This window comes from Streptomyces sp. NPDC097129 (assembly GCF_055668065.1).
This window is the reverse complement of sequence record NZ_JBVOQE010000009.1, coordinates 1-15,225: the sequence shown is the minus strand read 5'-3', so window position 1 is coordinate 15,225 and position 15,225 is coordinate 1. Positions and strand designations below refer to the sequence as shown.

Genomic DNA, 15,225 nt, shown 5'->3' with positions numbered 1-15,225 from the left:
CCGACATGACGGCGGGCACCCGGCTCCCGGCCGCCCGCCGCACCCACCGTGCGGCGGGCGGCCCCTTTCGCGGGCGGCTCCTTTCGGGGGCGGCTCCGCCCGGGCGGGCTTGGTGCGGGGGCGGGGGCCGGAGAGGCCGCACGTTCGTCCGCGTCGCCCTCGGATGGACACTGTCGTCTTCCTCGCCGGCGGTCGCTTGGTCGCCACCCACTACGGCCTGTACAACCCCCCTGGCGGGGCTCGGTATCCCGCTCGGCAACCTGGCCACCGGGGGCGACTGGGACGCCGCCGCCCGCTTCGGCCACCCGGAGCCGACCTGGTGGGCGCTCGCGGCGACGGGCGCGTTGTGCGCCGGATGCGTCGCCCTGCTCGCACGCCCGGACCGGCCGGCCGCTCCCGCGCCGGCCCGCCAGCCGGTGGCGACGGCGTCCTGACCGCGGGCGCGATGGAACGCCCCGGGGGCCCGGACGGAACTGCCGTCCGGGCCCCGGGGCAAGGGCGGGGGCGCCGTCGCGGCCGCCTCAGCGGTCGGCGGGCCGGAACCCGCGCAGGCGCAGGCTGTTGCCGACCACGAAGACAGACGAGAAGGCCATGGCCGCGCCCGCGATCATCGGGTTGAGCAGGCCCGCGGCGGCCAGCGGCAGGGCGGCCACGTTGTAGGCGAAGGCCCAGAACAGGTTGGACCGGATGGTGCCCAGCGTGCGGCGGGAGAGCCGGATGGCGTCCGCCGCCACCCTGAGGTCGCCGCGCACCAGCGTGAGGTCGCCCGCCTCGATCGCGGCGTCGGTGCCGGTGCCCATGGCGAGCCCCAGGTCGGCCTGGGCGAGTGCGGCGGCGTCGTTGACCCCGTCGCCGACCATGGCGACCGAACGCCCCGCACTCTGCAGCCGCTTGACGACATCGACCTTGTCCTGCGGCAGCACCTCCGCGATCACGTGCTCGGGCGCGATGCCCACCTCGGCGGCCACGGCCGCGGCGACCGCCTTGTTGTCGCCGGTGAGCAGCATCGGCGTCAGGCCGAGGGCCCGCAGCCGCCGGATCGCCTCCGGACTGCTGTCCTTGACGGCGTCGGCGACTTCGAGGACCGCGCGGGCCTCGCCGTCCCAGGCGACCGCGATGGCCGTACGGCCCGCCGCCTCGGCTTCGGCCTTGGCGCGCCGCAGCGCGTCGGGGAGGGACATCGCCCACGCGTCGAGCAGCTGCTCGCGGCCGACGAGGACGGCGTGCCCGTCGACCACACCCTGGACGCCGAGACCGGGGACGCCTGCGAAGTCCTCCGGCGCGGGCAGGGTGCCGACCCGTGCGGCGGCACCGGCCGCCACGGCCCGGGCGACGGGGTGCTCGGAGGAGTGCTCGAGGGCGCCGGCCAGACGCAGGACGTCCGACTCGTCGGTCCCGTCGGCGGTGTGGACGCCGAGCAGGGTCATCCGGCCGGTGGTGACGGTGCCGGTCTTGTCCAGCACGATGGTGTCGACCTTGCGGGTGCTCTCCAGCACCTCCGGCCCCTTGATGAGGATGCCGAGCTGCGCGCCGCGCCCGGTGCCGACCATCAGCGCGGTCGGCGTGGCCAGGCCCAGGGCGCAGGGGCAGGCGATGATGAGGACGGCGACCGCGGCGGTGAAGGCGGCGCTCAGGCCCGCGCCGTTGCCGAGCCAGAAGCCGAGCGTGCCGAGCGTGCCGAGCGCCAGGGCGATCACGACGGGCACGAAGACGGCGGAGATCCGGTCGGCGAGCCGCTGGGCGGCGGCCTTGCCGTTCTGCGCGTCCTCCACCAGCCTGGCCATGCGGGCGAGCTGGGTGTCGGCGCCGATGCGCGTCGCCTCGACGACGAGCCGTCCGCCCGCGTTCAGCGTGGCACCGGTGACCGCGTCCCCGGCGCCGACCTCTACGGGCACGGACTCGCCGGTGAGCATCGAGGCGTCCACCGCGGACGAGCCGTCGACGACGACACCGTCGGTGGCGATCTTCTCGCCGGGCCGGACGAGGAACCGGTCGCCCGCCTTCAACTCGGCGACGGGGAGGAGCGCTTCGCGGCCCCCGCGCACCACGGTGACCTCCTTGGCGCCCAGCTCCAGCAGCGCCTTGAGCGCCGCGCCCGCCTTCCGCTTGGACCGCGCCTCGAAGTAGCGTCCGGCCAGGATGAAGGCGGTGACACCGGCCGCCGCCTCCAGATAGATGTTCCCGGCGCCGTCGGTGCGGCCGATGGTGAACTCGAAGGGATGCGTCATGCCGGGGGTGCCGGCGGTGCCGAAGAACAGGGCCCACAGCGACCACAGGAACGCCGCCGTGGTGCCGACCGAGATCAGCGTGTCCATGGTGGCCGCGCCGTGCCGGGCGTTGGTCCAGGCGGCCTTGTGGAACGGCCAGGCGGCATAGGTCACCACGGGCGCGGCCAGGGTCAGCGACAGCCACTGCCAGTACGTGAACTGCAGCGCCGGAACCATCGCCATGGCGATCACGGGGACGGCGAGGAGTACGGCGGTGGTCAACCGCTGCCGCAGCGGCCGCAGTTCGTCGGGCGCGTTCTGCGCCGGACCGCCCTCCGGCTCGGTGCGCCCCGGCGCGGGCTCCCGCGCGGTGTACCCGGTGGCCTCGACCGTCGCGATCAGGTCGGCGACGTCGATGTCCTCGCGGAAGGTGACCTTCGCCTTCTCGGTCGCGTAGTTGACGGTGGCCTCGACCCCGTCCATGCGGTTGAGCTTCTTCTCGATGCGGGCGGCGCACGAGGCGCAGGTCATGCCGCCGATGGCGAGTTCGACCTCGGCGGCGCCGGGCGTGGTGGTGGTCATGTCTGCTCCTCGCAGCTCGATGCGCTGGTGCGTCGGGGGGCGGGCGGGACCGGCACGGTGTGCGCGGTCCCGCCCGCGGTGCGCCGGGGCGCCTCAGGCGGGCACGCGGCCGGCGAAGTCGTAGCCGGCCTCGTCGACGGTTTTCGCGATCAGGGCGTCGAGCGCCTCGTCGGGCTCGGTGGAGGTGGTCACCGTGACCAGTCCGGTGCCGATCCCGACCTCGACGGCCGTGACCTGACCCAGGCCGCCCACCGCCTCGGCGACGACGCCCTGGCAGTGGGCGCTGCCGACGCCGCCGACCCGGTAGGTGGTCCTGACCTCGGCGGTGGTGCGGCAGCTTCCGCCGGGGGTGCAGCAGTTCGACGACATGGGGGCCTCCGTGAAGAGATGGGCAAGGCGTCCCGCTAATACCCCCTGGGGGTATCGAGGCGACGTCTCATGTATACCCCCCACCCCTATCGGTCGACAACACATTCTCCGGCTTGACTTGGTACCCCCGGGGGGTATGTTGAGGCTGTCGGTCGCCGACCCGTGGCGGCCGGGAAGAGGAGTCGGCCATGAACACCGGTGTGCGGATCACCGTCTTCGCCGCAGCGCTCGCCGCGACCTTCGGCACCGCCTACGGCGTGGGCACCGCGATCCACCCGATGTCCTCGGCGGCACGGACCGGCGCCCACGGCGCGGGCCATACCACCGGAGCAGGGGAAGCCGGCAACGGACACGCGGGCACGGAGAACGGGCACGCGGGCACGGAGAACGGGCACGGTGCGACGCACGGCGACGGCCGCGCGGAGGCACCGCCCGGTGGCCTCGTGATCTCCCGCGACGGCTACACACTCGACCTGAAGACCCCGCGCGTGGCGGCCGGCCGCACCGCCGACCTGCGGTTCGCCGTCGTCCGGGACGGCACCGGCCGCAATGTCACCGCCTACCAGCCGCAGCACGACAAGGAACTGCACCTGATCGTCGCCTCACGCGACCTCACCGTCTTCCGCCATCTGCACCCCGTGCGCGCCGCCGACGGCATCTGGTCCACGCCGGTCGACCTCCCCCGCGCCGGCGGCTACCGCGTCTTCGCCGACTTCAAGCCGGCCGGCGGCGACGCGCTCACCCTCGGCGCCGACCTCGCCGTCTCCGGCCCGTACCGGCCGGCCGCACTGCCCGAGACCGGCCCCACCGCCCGGGTCGACGGCTACGAGGTGCGCCTCGACGGCACGCTCATCCCCGGCCGGGAGAGCGACCTCACGCTCACCGTGACCCGGGGCGGCAAGCCGGTCCGCGACCTCCAGCCCTACCTCGGCGCCTACGGCCACCTGGTCGCCCTGCGCTCCGGGGACCTCGCCCACCTTCACGTCCACCCCGACGGCGAGCCCGGCGACGGCACGACGCGGCCCGGTCCCCGGATCTCCTTCACGGCCATGGCGCCGAGCGCCGGCGCCTACCGCCTCTTCCTCGACTTCCGGCACGAGGGAAAGGTGCGCACCGCGGCCTTCACGGTCCACGCGGGCGGCTCCGCTCCCGCGCCCTCCCCGGCTCGGGAAACGCCCGGCCACGCACACTGAGCCGCCGAATCGCTAGGCGGTGGCGACGCCGTTGTCAGTGGGGTGCTGCATGATGCGGCATAACTGATCAACGACGTGGAAAGGGCAGGGGATGATCCTGTCGCACCGCAGCCGGTCCCTCGCCCCCGTCGGCCCTGCCGCCGCCGACCTTCTGCGCATCATCTCCGACCCGGCGACGGCCGTCTTCCTCACCGTGCACGCGGGCGGCCGCCGCCGGTACGGCTACTGGCGGCCGCTCGACGGGCGCAGCGGCGTAGGCAGCGCGTACGTGGCCCTGCCCACCGACGCCTGCGACGCCCTGCACCACGCCGGACGTCTCACCCTCGGCGAGCCCCTCGTCGACCCGGCCAAGACGACGTACCGTGTCCGTCCCGCAGCCGCGAGAGCACGGGCGCGCGCGGCCTGAGCCGGGGCCGGTCCGAACCGGAGGCACCTCTTCGCCGGTGGTACCCCCGCCCCGCGGGACTGGACCCGGCCGCGGGGCATGCCGGAGACTGAACGCACCGCGGGAGGTGACCGTGCTGACGCAGATGCGCACGCAACTGGGGCAGGCCCTGTTCCGCCGGGTGGCAGGACCGGACGGGCCGAGCAACCGCGCCCGCATCCACCACACCCCCGGCCCCCGCTGGTTCGCCCCCGACCGCCCCATCCGCACCGTGCACGGCGACGCCTCCATGTTCATCGGCGGGCTCAGCGCCCTGCTGCTGCAGTCCCTGCACCCGCTCGCCATGGCCGCCGTTGCCGCGCACTCCGACTTCCGCGGCGACCCCTGGGGCCGCCTCCAGCGCACCAGCACCTTCCTGGCCGTCACCACCTACGGCACCGCCGCCGACGCCCAGCGGGCCGTCGGCCAGGTCCGCGCCATCCACGACAGGATCCGCGGCACCACACCCGACGGGACGCCGTACCACGCCGCCGACCCGCACCTGCTCGGCTGGGTGCACGCCGCCGAGACCGACAGCTTCCTCCGCGCCCACCAGCGCTTCGGCGCCCACCCGCTGGACGCCGCCGGGTACGACGCCTACGTCGCCGACACCGCACGCGTCGCCGAGGTGCTCGGCGTGCCCGACCCGCCACGCGACCGGGCCGAGCTGACCGCCGTACTGGAGTCCTACCGGCCCGAACTGCGGGCCACCGGCGAAGCCCGGGCCGCGGCGCGGTTCCTGCTGCTGAAGCCGCCGCTGCCGCTCGCCGTCCGGCCGCTGTACGCCCCGCTCGCCGCCAACGCCGTGGCCCTGCTGCCGCCGTGGGCCCGCACCCTGCTGTGGCTGCCCCGGCTGCCCCTCGTCGAGGAGCTCACGGTGCGCCCTGCCGGTGAGGCCCTGACCCGCACCATCCGCTGGGCCATGCACCCCGTCCGCTCCCAGGGCGGCCCGGCATAGCCGTCCCCTATACCCCGCATTGGCAATTCGCCCGTAGCTCCCGGGCCGTGCGCCGGGTGAGGGTGGCGGGAGGCTATCCCACCGGCTGAAGGAGCGGCGTATGGCTGTGACAGCGAGAGACATCCGGTTCGAGGTGGCGGGGCGACTGACGGGGAACCTCATCGGCGGGCAATGGGTCGAGGCCCAGTCCGGGCAGCGCCGCGCCGATGTGAACCCGGCCGATCTCTCCGACGTCCTCGGCGAGTTCGCGGAATCCGGCGGCGCCGACGTCGACCTCGCCGTCGACCGGGCGCGGCAGGCCCTGGACGGCTGGCGCGACCTGGGACCCATAGCGCGGGCCGCGTTCCTCACCAAGGCGCTGCGCCTGCTGCACGAGCGGTCCGAGCACCTGGCGTACGCCATCACCCGCGAACAGGGCAAGCTGCTGAAGGAGGCGCGCGGTGAGGTGCAACGTGCGCTCGCCGTACTGGAGTTCACGGCCGGGCAGGCGCGCCGCCTGGGCGGGGTGACCGCACCGGCGGAGGAGGAGCGGACCTTCGCCTACACCTTCCGCCGGCCGATCGGCGTGGTCGGCCTGGTCTCCCCGTGGAACTTCCCCCTCGCGATCCCCATGTGGAAGGTGGCGCCCGCGCTCCTCGCGGGGTGCACGGCGGTGCTGAAGCCGTCGCCGCTGACGCCGCTCACCGCGGCCCTGCTCGTGGACGCCTTCCACGACGCGGGCCTGCCCGACGGGGTGCTCAACCTCGTGCAGGGCGACGCGGCGGCCGGCGAGGCGCTGGTCGCCAACCCGGCCGTGGCCGGCATCAGTTTCACCGGCTCACTCGCGATCGGCACCGCGATCCACACCGGCGGCGCCCACCGGCTGCTGCGCACGCAGCTGGAGCTGGGCGGCAAGAACGCGGTCGTGGTGTGCGACGACGCCGACCTCGACAAGGCCGTGGACGCCGTCGTCCACGGGGCGTTCGGGCAGGCCGGGCAGCGGTGTTCGGCGACCAGCCGGGCCGTGGTCGACGTCCGGGTGCGCGAGGAGTTCCTGGCGCGGCTGGTCGCGCGCGTGGCGGCGCTGCGCGTCGGACCGGGACACGACCCGGCGTCCCAGCTGTGCCCCGTGGTCAACGCCGACCGGATGGAGGCGGCCCTCACCGCGATCGCGGGCGCCCAGCGCGACGGGGGGAAGGTGCTGTGCGGCGGCGGCCGCGAAGAGCGCGCCGATCTGCCCGAGGGCTGCTATGTGCAGCCGACGGTGATCCGTGACGTGCCGTGGGACGCCGAGCTGGCGCAGGAGGAGGTGTTCGGACCGGTCCTCGCCGTGGTCGACGCGGACGGCTTCGACGACGCCCTGCGCATCGCCAACTCGGTGAAGTACGGCATGTCGGGCACGGTGTTCACAGCCTCGCAGTCCCGGGCCTTCGAAGCCCTCGACCGGTTCGAGGCGGGCATGCTCCACGTCAACCGGCCCGGCGTGGGCGCGTACGCGCACCTGCCGCACACCGGCGCCAAGGCCAGCCAGTACGGCCCGCCGGAGTGCTCGCCGGAGGTCTTCGACTTCTACACCGAGTGGCGTTCGGCCTGCGTCTCCTACTGATCCACACGAAAGGGCCGGTGCTCCTTGCGGAGCACCGGCCCTTTCGCCTGTCCGCCCCGCTAGCGGGCCAGGTTCTCCTCCGCCAGTCCGAAGGACAGCGTCATCCCCGCGCCGCCGACGCCGTTGACGACGGTGACGCCGGGCTCCGGCTCCACGACCAGTTCGGTACGGCCGTCGCGCAGCGACGGGTAGTAGCCCACCCACCGCTCGGTGACCTCCGCCTCGGGCGGGCGTGCCGCGAACGTGTCCAGGTAGTCCAGGACGGCGTCGTCGACCGCGCCGTCCGCGAACGGCGGATGGGTGGCCCCGTACGCGTGCGAGTCGCCGAGCGTCAGGCGCCCGTCGGCGGTCTGCGAGACCAGCACGTGAATGCCGTGCTCGCGGTGGAACGGCAGCTCGCGGCCCATCCGTTCACCGAGCGCGGCACGCGAGGGGCAGCCCTCGAACGCCGCGTAGTGCAGCAGCGTGAGGCCGCCGCACAGCATCGGGCCGAGCACCCGCCCGCCGCCCAGCGGCGCCGTGCGCATCATCTGCAGCTTGCAGCGCACCAGGCCGCTGCCGGCGAACACCTCCGGGTACAGGGAGGCGAAGTCGTTGCCGGAGCAGACGTACACCTCCTCGCACGTCCACTCACCGGCCGTGGTGGACACGGCCGGCAGGGATATCCCGCGCACGTGCGCGCCGAAGCGGAACTCCACGCCGTACTCCGCGGCCAGGTACTCCGCGACGGCGGGGATCGCGCGGCGCGGGTCGACGTTGACCTCGGTCGGGCTCCACAGCGCCGCACGCAGACCGTCACGGCGTACGAAACCGGAACGCGCGGCGGTCTCGTCGGCGGTGAGCATCTTCGCGCCGCGCTCCCGCGCCGGAGCGCTCAGCTGAAGGAACTCCTCCAGTACGGCCACCTCGTCCTCGTGGTGGGCCAGGTGCAGAGAGCCGCTCTCGGCGGCCCACAGGCCGGTCTTGGCGGCGATCTCCAGCCACACCTCACGGCTGCGCAGCGCCCGCTCGTAGACCGTGCCGCGCTGCTGCCCGACGGCCCAGATCATGCCGAAGTTGCGGATGGAGGCGCCGACGGCGAACTCGTCGCGTTCGAAGACGACGACCTTGCGGCCGAGCCGGGCGGCGGCCAGGGCGTGGGCCAGGCCGACGATGCCGGCGCCGACGACGACGGTGTGCGTGTGCTGGCGTTTCATGAATGCCTCACTTCGCGGGGGTCCAGGGAGGGGAGCGGGGTCACTGCGCCGCGGCCGGGCGCGGGCGGCGGTTCCACTGCGGGACCATCACGATCCCGGCGAGCGCCGCGGCGGCGGCGAAGAGCGTGAACAGGGCGGAGGCGGACAGGAATCCGGGCAGCAGGCCACCGAGGATCGCGCCGATGGAGCCGCAGCCGTTGACCAGTCCGGCGGCGGTGCCCGCACCCTCCTCGGTGCCGAAGTCCACCGCGGCGACACAGGAGATCATCGAGTCGGCGGCGTAGACGGCCAGCCCGATCACGGCGAGCAGAGCGACCATGACGGGGATGCTGTCGGTCGCGGTGAGCGGCATGAACAGCGCCAGCACCACGGTGAGCAGGGCCAGCGAGAGCACGCACGCGGGCACCCGCCGGGAGGCGAAGAGCCGGTCCGACACCCAGCCCACCGCGATCGGGGCGATCACGCCGGCCGCGCCGAACGCCACCGGGATGAACGTCGCGCCCGCCTTGTCGATCTCCGGCAGCCGCCGGCTGACCAGCACCGGACCCCACAGCAGGATGGCGTACCGGGCCGGCTTGAGCAGGAAGTAGGCGGCGCCCAGGGTGAGCACCATGGGGTCGCGCAGCGTTCTTCGGTACAGCGCCGGACCGCGCCGCGGCGCCCCGTCGGCTTGCCGCTCGGCCGGCTCGTCGGCCCCCTCGGGCGCGTTGCGCTGGAAGAGGACGAACAGCACCAGGACGACGGCGAGGGTCGCCGCCCCCGCGAAGAAGGCGACGTGCCAGCTGTCGAACACGGAGTAGGCGAGCCAGCCCAGGAACGGCGGGGCCGCCAGCGCGCCGAACGCGTAGTTGGTCGACCAGATGCCGAGCACGCGCCCGCGCCGCTCCACGGGATAGAACGCGCCCATGTTCTTGCACAGCGGCGCCCAGCCGGTGGACTGGGCGAGGCCCTGCACCACCATCGCCGCGCCGAAGACGAGCAGGGCACTGGAGGCGCCCATCACACAGGACGCGCCGATCGCGCCGATCATCCCGCCGATGACGACGACCCGCGGGCCGAAGCGGTCGGCCCACGCGCCCCACAGGAACTGCCCGACGGCGTACGCGGCGAGGTAGACCGCGTCGATCACGCCGAGGGCGTGTTCCGTGAGCGTGGTGGAGACCAGCGGGTCGTCGAGGATGCCGAGCTTGGCGACGGAGAACGCCTGCCGGACGAAGTAGAACGCCGCGTACGCGATCCAGGTGACGGCGAAGATCCGCCGGCGCGTCCGCCGGCTCACCAGGTGCGGATGGACGGCCCGTTGGGCCTCTCGGGTGGTGACGGGCGGGTCGGTCTCGGCCATGGTGTGGGTCCATTCCTCTGGGGGAGCGGATGGGGTCGGCCCGGGCACGCCGGCGCGAGTGGGGACGGACGCGCAACGGCGGCGGGTACGGCACGGCCCCGGCGCGCACCTCGGCGGCGCGCCGGGGCCGGGACGGTGACCGCCCCCGGGGTCACCGGACGTGGGCCGGGGGCGGTGAGACGGCCGTGGGGGGTCGGGGAAGACGGATCAGGCGGGGAGCGGCTCCCCCGCCGCCAGGTGGCAGCCGATCCAGTAGGCGTCGAAGTTGCGCAGCCGGTGACCGGCCGGCAGCTCGACGCGGCGGTTGACGAGGACGGGGACGCGCTGCTCGGACAGCCCGCCGTGCGACCGCAGCGGCTCGGTGAAGCCGGAGATGTCGTGCCGGGCCGGGGTGGTGCCCAGCGCGGTGTTGCGCGCGCCGATCACGACGAGGTCACCGATCCGGTCGGCCGGCAACTCGAAGCGCGCGCAGGCCTCCTCGCGGGTGAGCACGGTGTCGATACCGTCGACGCCGGCGAGTTCGCCGAGCAGCGCGGCCCGGTCGGCGCCCTCGGGCAGGTGCACCGTCGCGTAGGAGCCGAGGGCCCCGTGGTGAACGGTGTACGGGTCGGTGATCGGCAGGACGACCCGGCTCGCACCGGTGCCGGTGCGGGTGTCGAACCAGTCCTGGAGGAAGACGACCCGGGCGTCGCCCGCGGCGTCCGACTTGGCGTTCATGCCGTGGTCGGCGGTGACGACCAGGACCGCGCCCAGGGCGTCGATGCGGGCGAAGTAGCGGTCCAGCATGGCGTAGAAGCGGTTCGCCACCGGGGAGCCCGGCGCGTGCTTGTGCTGGATGTAGTCGGTGAGGGACAGGTACATCAGGTCGGGCCGGTCCCGTTCCAGCACGTCACAGCCCGCGGCCAGCACCAGCTCGCTCAGCTCCGCGCTGTACACCGACGGCAGCTCGAAACCTGTGGACTGCAGGACCTTCTCGATGCCGTTGCCGGCGAGCGTGACCTGGTCGGCCTTCTCGGCCGAGAAACAGATGCCGCCCTCGGCCAGGCCGCTGCCCAGCAGCCGGCGCAGCTTGTCCTTGGCGGTGATGACGGCGACCTTGGCGCCGGTGCGGGAGAACGCGGCGAAGAGGGTCGGCGCGCGCAGCAGTTCGGGCGCGTTCATCATGACCTCTTCGCCGGCGTCGGCGTCGTAGAAGTAGTTGCCGCAGATGCCGTGCACGGCGGGCGGCACCCCGGTCGCGATGGACAGGTTGTTGGGATTGGTGAAGGAAGGCATCGTGCACGCGCCGCGCAGGTCGCTGCCGCGCGCGAGCATCCCCTCCGTGAACGGCATCAGACCGTCCGCGATGGCCCGCTCGTGGTAGGCGTCCTCACTGCCGTCGACGCACACCACCACGACCGGGCGGCCGGGGCGCGGGTAGCTGCGTCCGTTGACGGTCAGCCGGCCGTCGGCGGTCATCCGCCACGCGGTGTCGGCGACAGGATTCATGTACGTCCACCCCTGTTGGTCGAAGGTGCGGAAGGCCGTCGGGCCTCCCTCGCTGTCATGGGTACCACCGGGTTTCGGCGGCGCAGAACCACGAAGTTCGCTATGGCCGCCATAGCCCCGCGCCTCCGCGGACGACCTGGTGAACGGGCCTGTCCGGGCGCGGTGGGTGTGGGTTACGCTCGCCCGGCCGTTGATCTTCCGGCCCGGGAGGAGACATGGAGCTCAACCTGCACCGCCTGTGGATCTTCCTGAAAGTGGTCGAGCATCAGGGGTTCTCCGCCGCGGCCCACGAGCTGTACATGAGCCAGCCCTCGGTCTCCAACCAGGTGCGGCGCCTCGAACAGTCCCTGAAGGTGACGCTCGTGGACCGGTCGGGGGCGCGGGCCCGGCCCACGGCGGAGGGCGAGGTGCTCGCCGCGTACGCCAAACGCGTGTTCCTGCTGGCGGACGAGGCGGTGGCCGCCGTCCAGCAGGTGTCGTCGCTGGAACACGGACGGCTGCTGGTGGGCGGCTCCACGACCGTCGGCACCTATCTGCTGCCGGCCCTGCTGTCCCGCTTTCGGGAGCGTTACCCGGGCGTGGAGTGCGATGTGTTCGTCGGCAACAACCGGGCCGTCGCCGAGCGGCTGCTCGCCGGGGACATCGGGATCGCGGTGGTCGCGGGCGGCCCGTCCGGCACCCAGCTGCTGGTGGAGCCGGTGCTGCGGGAACAGCTGGTCCTGGTCGCCCGGGCGGGCCATCCGCTCGCCGGGCGCGGCGGCCCGCTCGAGCCGCGGCTGCTCGCCGGTGAGCGGTTCCTGATGCGCGAACCGGGCTCGCACACCCGCACCGAGCAGGAACGGGTCCTGGACGAATGGGGCCTCGCACAGAGCGTGTCCCGCTCCGACGTGTGGGGTCCCGAAGCGGTCAAGCAGTGCGTGGCCGCGGGGCTCGGCGTCGCCCTGATCTCCGAGCACGCGGTCGTCGACGACGTCGAACGCTCCGGCGCGCTCACCCTGCTGCCCGTCCGCCCGGAACCCGAGCCCCGCCCGGTGTCCCTGGTACGCCGCCGCGACCGCCTCCTCTCCCCGGCCGAACGCGCCTTCGTCCACCTGCTGCGCTCCCCGGGCAGCTCCTGGCCACGCGAACTGGCCTACGAGGGGCACGAGGAGCGCGTGGACCACGAGGAGCACGTGGAGCACGTGGAGCCGTCTCACGTCGGCCGGGAGGGGGAGCCGCGGTGAGGGCGGGCTGCCCGGCGCGTCGACGTCGCCGCTGTGGCGCGCGCGACGGCCGCGAGGCCGGGACCTGGCAAGCGCGAGGGCCGCGGCGCGGGCCCGTCACCGCCGTGCCGCCTCCAGTACGGCGGAGTGGACGGCGCGGGCCAGGCGGGCGCCCCAGCGGGAGCGCGGGCCGGCGAACGGGTGGGCCTCCTCACCGGCCCGCGCCGTGCGCGCGGCCACGCACACGGCGTCGGTGGGCGTGCCCGAGCAGTCGTACCCGGCGTCCAGCAGCGCCTGCACCTTCGCCTCGGTCGCGGTGGCCACCGCGTTGACCAGCGCGGCGTCGGTCAGGGCGACCGGAAGCGCGACGACGATGTTGACCGTGCCCGCGGGCGCCGGCACGGTGGCGCCCTCGGCGGGGGAGGCCGCCCAGCCCCGCACCCCGAGCCCGGCGGTGACGACCGCCTCCACACCGCCGTCACGCGCCTGACCGAAACGGGAGACGTCGGCGGCCGTCAGCAGCCCCACGCCGGGCCCCCGCACACCGGCGTCCGCGGCCAGCTCGGCGAGATGACGGTCGGGATCGGTGCGCCGGTAACCGTGCGACACCTGCGCGTTGAGCACCCAGCGCCGCTCCCCGAGACCACCGCCGAGCACGGCGCTGCTGATCATCCGCCAGCCCGGGCCGGCCCGCCACACCAGGGCGTGCAACTGCTCGCCGTCCTCCTGGCGGGCCCACCGCCGCACGGGCAACAGGTCGGAAGCGGGACGGGACGGGGGGACGACGACACTCACCGGACGGGACTCCTCGCGGGACGGGGGACCAGGTGATCGTACGGGGAGCACACGGGCCGGGAACGTGCCGCCGGCGGGGCACTGCTCACCCGGGCCGCCGTTTGCCCGCCGGCGGGGAAACCGCGCCCCGTACGGCCCGCGCCGTGCGGGCGGTGCGAGACCGCACCCGTGCCGTCGTGCGGACGGTGTGAAAAACCGCATGCGCTCCGCCGCGCGCCGTGGCACGCTCCGCCGGTGAATCGTGAACAGATCTCCCGACTCGCCCACACTGACCACCCCGTCGCCGCCCCGCTCGACGACGACGCGGTACGCCGGCTGCTGGACCGTGCCGTCCCACGCCCCGACGCCCGCGTCCTCGACCTCGGCTGCGGCGGCGCGGAGTGGCTGCTGCGCGCCCTCACCGCACACCCGCGTCTGCGCGCCGAAGGCGTCGACGTCTCCGAGCGTGCGCTGGCCCACGCCCGCGAGCGCGCGGGCGTCCTCGGGGTGGACGAGCGCCTCGTGCTCCACCACCAGGACGCCGCGGACTTCACCGCGCCCGACCCCTTCGACCTGGTCGTCAGCGTCGGCGCCACCCACGCCTTCGGCGGGCTGCTCGCCACCCTCGCCGCCGCCCGGAAGCACCTGGCCCCCGGCGGACGCGTCCTGGTCGGCGACGGCTTCTGGGAGCGTGAACCCACCCCCGACGCCGTCGAGATGCTCGGCGACATGGACGACCTGGCGACCACCGTCGACCGGGTCGTCGCCGAAGGGTGGACCCCGCTCTTCGGCCACATCAGCACACGTCACGAACTCGACGCCTACGAATGGTCCTGGACGGGCTCAGTGGCCGCCTGGGCCCTCGACCACGCCGGCGATCCCGGCAGCGCCCAGGCCCTGGAGGCGGCCACCGTCCACCGCGGCGAGTGGCTGCACACCTACCGCGACGCGTTCGGTTTCGTCACCCTGGTCCTGCAGCCGACGGCAGACCCACTGCGCTGACGCCTCTGCCGACGCCCGCCCCACTGCGCTGACGCCTCTGCCGAGGTCCGCCCCACTGCGCTGACGCCTCCGCCGGCGCTCATGGCGCGGCGGGCCCGCGCCGCCCGATCCGCAGTCCCGGCCGCCGCTGATGGACCGTCAGATAGTGCAGCCCGCTGTCGCCCGCGGCCAGGCTGCGGCTGCTCCCGCGGGGCAGCCACACCAGCGTCCCCTCGCCGACGTGCTGCTCCGCGCCGCCGCCACTGCTGACGGTGCCCTCGCCCGCGACCACCAGGAGCAGCACGTCCAGGTCGTGCTCGGCATGGGTGTCCACGCTCCGGCCCGGCGGCAGATGGACCACGTTGGCGTCCAACTGCCGCCCGGCCTCCGCGAGCTTCCACGTCACGCCGGGCGCGGCACCGGGCACGGCGAGCGCCCGTACGTCGCACAGCGTCCGCGGCGTGGGCGGCTGCCGTCGCCGGTCCGCGCCCTCCTCCGTCCCACCCATGGGCGGCGCTCCTTCCTCGACTTGCCCGGTCTCTTCCCCGGCCTCACACGTGGTGCTGACCGCCCCATCTTCCGCCACGGCACCCGGCGGCACGTGCCGGGGCCGGGCGCCCGGTGGTGCGTCGCTCGATCATGAGAGTGTGAGCACCGATCACGTCCGAAGGTCCGAACGGGGGAATGCCACGTGCCGGCGGGGGAACGACAGCCCACGGGGGAGCGGGAGCGCGCGGCCGAGCGCAAGGCCGGTACGGACAGCGGCGGGACACCAGGGCCGTCCGACGGGCCGCCCGGGGTGGTGCTCACCCGCGTCCACCGGGTCCTGATCGGTGTGGTCGTGTCCGGTGCCCTGATCATCGCGGGGATCGGTTTCGCCGGTTCCTACGCGGCCGTCCGGCAACTGGCGATCCAGAAGGGCTT

14 protein-coding genes are annotated in these 15,225 nt (G+C 74.2%); 7 read left to right on the top strand and 7 right to left on the bottom strand.

Annotation, left to right across the window (positions count from 1 at the left end; translation table 11 throughout):
- Positions 1 to 521 precede the first annotated feature (521 nt).
- Together AC0B9F_RS24715 and AC0B9F_RS24710 are read right to left on the bottom strand one after the other, a co-directional pair.
- A complete protein-coding gene (locus AC0B9F_RS24715) occupies positions 522 to 2,789 on the bottom strand; it encodes a heavy metal translocating P-type ATPase (protein ID WP_472006149.1) in 2,268 nt (755 codons plus the stop codon).
- Positions 2,790 to 2,882: 93 nt separating this feature from the next.
- Positions 2,883 to 3,158 (bottom strand): heavy-metal-associated domain-containing protein, encoded by a 276-nt coding sequence (locus tag AC0B9F_RS24710; RefSeq protein WP_472006147.1) that lies wholly within the window; start codon positions 3,156 to 3,158, stop codon positions 2,883 to 2,885.
- Between the two features lie 188 nt (positions 3,159 to 3,346).
- Between AC0B9F_RS24710 and AC0B9F_RS24705 the strand changes: the two genes are divergently transcribed.
- The 4 genes from AC0B9F_RS24705 (at position 3,347) to AC0B9F_RS24690 (ending at position 7,318) form a co-directional block, all read left to right on the top strand.
- The gene (locus AC0B9F_RS24705; RefSeq protein WP_472006146.1) at positions 3,347 to 4,351 is read left to right on the top strand and encodes a hypothetical protein; all 1,005 of its coding nucleotides are present in this window, start codon (positions 3,347 to 3,349) and stop codon (positions 4,349 to 4,351) included.
- Between the two features lie 91 nt (positions 4,352 to 4,442).
- On the top strand, positions 4,443 to 4,757 hold the full coding sequence (locus tag AC0B9F_RS24700) for a hypothetical protein (protein ID WP_472006144.1): 315 nt from the start codon (positions 4,443 to 4,445) through the stop codon (positions 4,755 to 4,757).
- Between the two features lie 124 nt (positions 4,758 to 4,881).
- Complete coding sequence (locus AC0B9F_RS24695; RefSeq protein WP_472006727.1) at positions 4,882 to 5,733, top strand: oxygenase MpaB family protein; 852 nt, start codon at positions 4,882 to 4,884, stop codon at positions 5,731 to 5,733.
- Positions 5,734 to 5,833: 100 nt separating this feature from the next.
- A complete protein-coding gene (locus tag AC0B9F_RS24690) occupies positions 5,834 to 7,318 on the top strand; it encodes an aldehyde dehydrogenase family protein (RefSeq protein WP_472006142.1) in 1,485 nt (494 codons plus the stop codon).
- A 59-nt stretch (positions 7,319 to 7,377) separates the two neighbouring features.
- Here the strand turns inward: AC0B9F_RS24690 and AC0B9F_RS24685 are convergent, their stop codons facing one another.
- The 3 genes from AC0B9F_RS24685 to phnA form a co-directional block, all read right to left on the bottom strand.
- Positions 7,378 to 8,514 carry a TIGR03364 family FAD-dependent oxidoreductase gene (locus tag AC0B9F_RS24685; protein WP_472006140.1) on the bottom strand — a complete coding sequence of 379 codons (1,137 nt, stop codon included), beginning with the start codon at positions 8,512 to 8,514 and terminating at the stop codon, positions 7,378 to 7,380.
- Positions 8,515 to 8,554: 40 nt separating this feature from the next.
- Positions 8,555 to 9,856: an MFS transporter gene (locus tag AC0B9F_RS24680; RefSeq protein ID WP_472006139.1), complete on the bottom strand. Its 1,302-nt coding sequence runs from the start codon at positions 9,854 to 9,856 to the stop codon at positions 8,555 to 8,557.
- Between the two features lie 207 nt (positions 9,857 to 10,063).
- A complete protein-coding gene (gene phnA / locus AC0B9F_RS24675) occupies positions 10,064 to 11,344 on the bottom strand; it encodes a phosphonoacetate hydrolase (RefSeq protein WP_472006138.1) in 1,281 nt (426 codons plus the stop codon).
- 215 nt (positions 11,345 to 11,559) lie between these two features.
- Here phnA and AC0B9F_RS24670 point away from each other — a divergent pair, with 215 nt between their 5' ends.
- Positions 11,560 to 12,567, top strand: a complete 1,008-nt coding sequence (locus tag AC0B9F_RS24670; RefSeq protein WP_472006136.1) for a LysR family transcriptional regulator — start codon at positions 11,560 to 11,562, stop codon at positions 12,565 to 12,567.
- A gap of 96 nt (positions 12,568 to 12,663) precedes the next feature.
- On the opposite strand, the gene AC0B9F_RS24665 is transcribed toward AC0B9F_RS24670, so the two are convergent.
- On the bottom strand, positions 12,664 to 13,341 hold the full coding sequence (locus tag AC0B9F_RS24665) for an adenosylcobinamide amidohydrolase (RefSeq protein ID WP_472006135.1): 678 nt from the start codon (positions 13,339 to 13,341) through the stop codon (positions 12,664 to 12,666).
- A 234-nt stretch (positions 13,342 to 13,575) separates the two neighbouring features.
- On the opposite strand from AC0B9F_RS24665, the gene AC0B9F_RS24660 reads away from it, so the two are divergent.
- Positions 13,576 to 14,322, top strand: a complete 747-nt coding sequence (locus tag AC0B9F_RS24660; protein ID WP_472006134.1) for an SAM-dependent methyltransferase — start codon at positions 13,576 to 13,578, stop codon at positions 14,320 to 14,322.
- Positions 14,323 to 14,401: 79 nt separating this feature from the next.
- On the opposite strand, the gene AC0B9F_RS24655 is transcribed toward AC0B9F_RS24660, so the two are convergent.
- Positions 14,402 to 14,809, bottom strand: coding sequence for a cupin domain-containing protein (locus AC0B9F_RS24655; protein ID WP_472006132.1), 408 nt, complete (start codon positions 14,807 to 14,809; stop codon positions 14,402 to 14,404).
- Between the two features lie 183 nt (positions 14,810 to 14,992).
- Between AC0B9F_RS24655 and AC0B9F_RS24650 the strand changes: the two genes are divergently transcribed.
- A partial coding sequence (locus tag AC0B9F_RS24650; RefSeq protein ID WP_472006130.1) for a DUF2637 domain-containing protein occupies positions 14,993 to 15,225 on the top strand: 233 nt, incomplete at its 3' end.

Coding starts and splice junctions, on each gene's coding strand:
- AC0B9F_RS24670 (WP_472006136.1), top strand. CDS start 11,560: ATGGAGCTCAACCTGCACCGCCTGTGGATCTTCCTGAAAGTGGTCGAG.
- AC0B9F_RS24690 (WP_472006142.1), top strand. CDS start 5,834: ATGGCTGTGACAGCGAGAGACATCCGGTTCGAGGTGGCGGGGCGACTG.
- AC0B9F_RS24705 (WP_472006146.1), top strand. CDS start 3,347: ATGAACACCGGTGTGCGGATCACCGTCTTCGCCGCAGCGCTCGCCGCG.
- AC0B9F_RS24695 (WP_472006727.1), top strand. CDS start 4,882: ATGCGCACGCAACTGGGGCAGGCCCTGTTCCGCCGGGTGGCAGGACCG.
- AC0B9F_RS24710 (WP_472006147.1), bottom strand. CDS start 3,158: ATGTCGTCGAACTGCTGCACCCCCGGCGGAAGCTGCCGCACCACCGCC.
- AC0B9F_RS24655 (WP_472006132.1), bottom strand. CDS start 14,809: ATGGGTGGGACGGAGGAGGGCGCGGACCGGCGACGGCAGCCGCCCACG.
- AC0B9F_RS24715 (WP_472006149.1), bottom strand. CDS start 2,789: ATGACCACCACCACGCCCGGCGCCGCCGAGGTCGAACTCGCCATCGGC.
- AC0B9F_RS24685 (WP_472006140.1), bottom strand. CDS start 8,514: ATGAAACGCCAGCACACGCACACCGTCGTCGTCGGCGCCGGCATCGTC.
- phnA (WP_472006138.1), bottom strand. CDS start 11,344: ATGAATCCTGTCGCCGACACCGCGTGGCGGATGACCGCCGACGGCCGG.
- AC0B9F_RS24680 (WP_472006139.1), bottom strand. CDS start 9,856: ATGGCCGAGACCGACCCGCCCGTCACCACCCGAGAGGCCCAACGGGCC.
- AC0B9F_RS24700 (WP_472006144.1), top strand. CDS start 4,443: ATGATCCTGTCGCACCGCAGCCGGTCCCTCGCCCCCGTCGGCCCTGCC.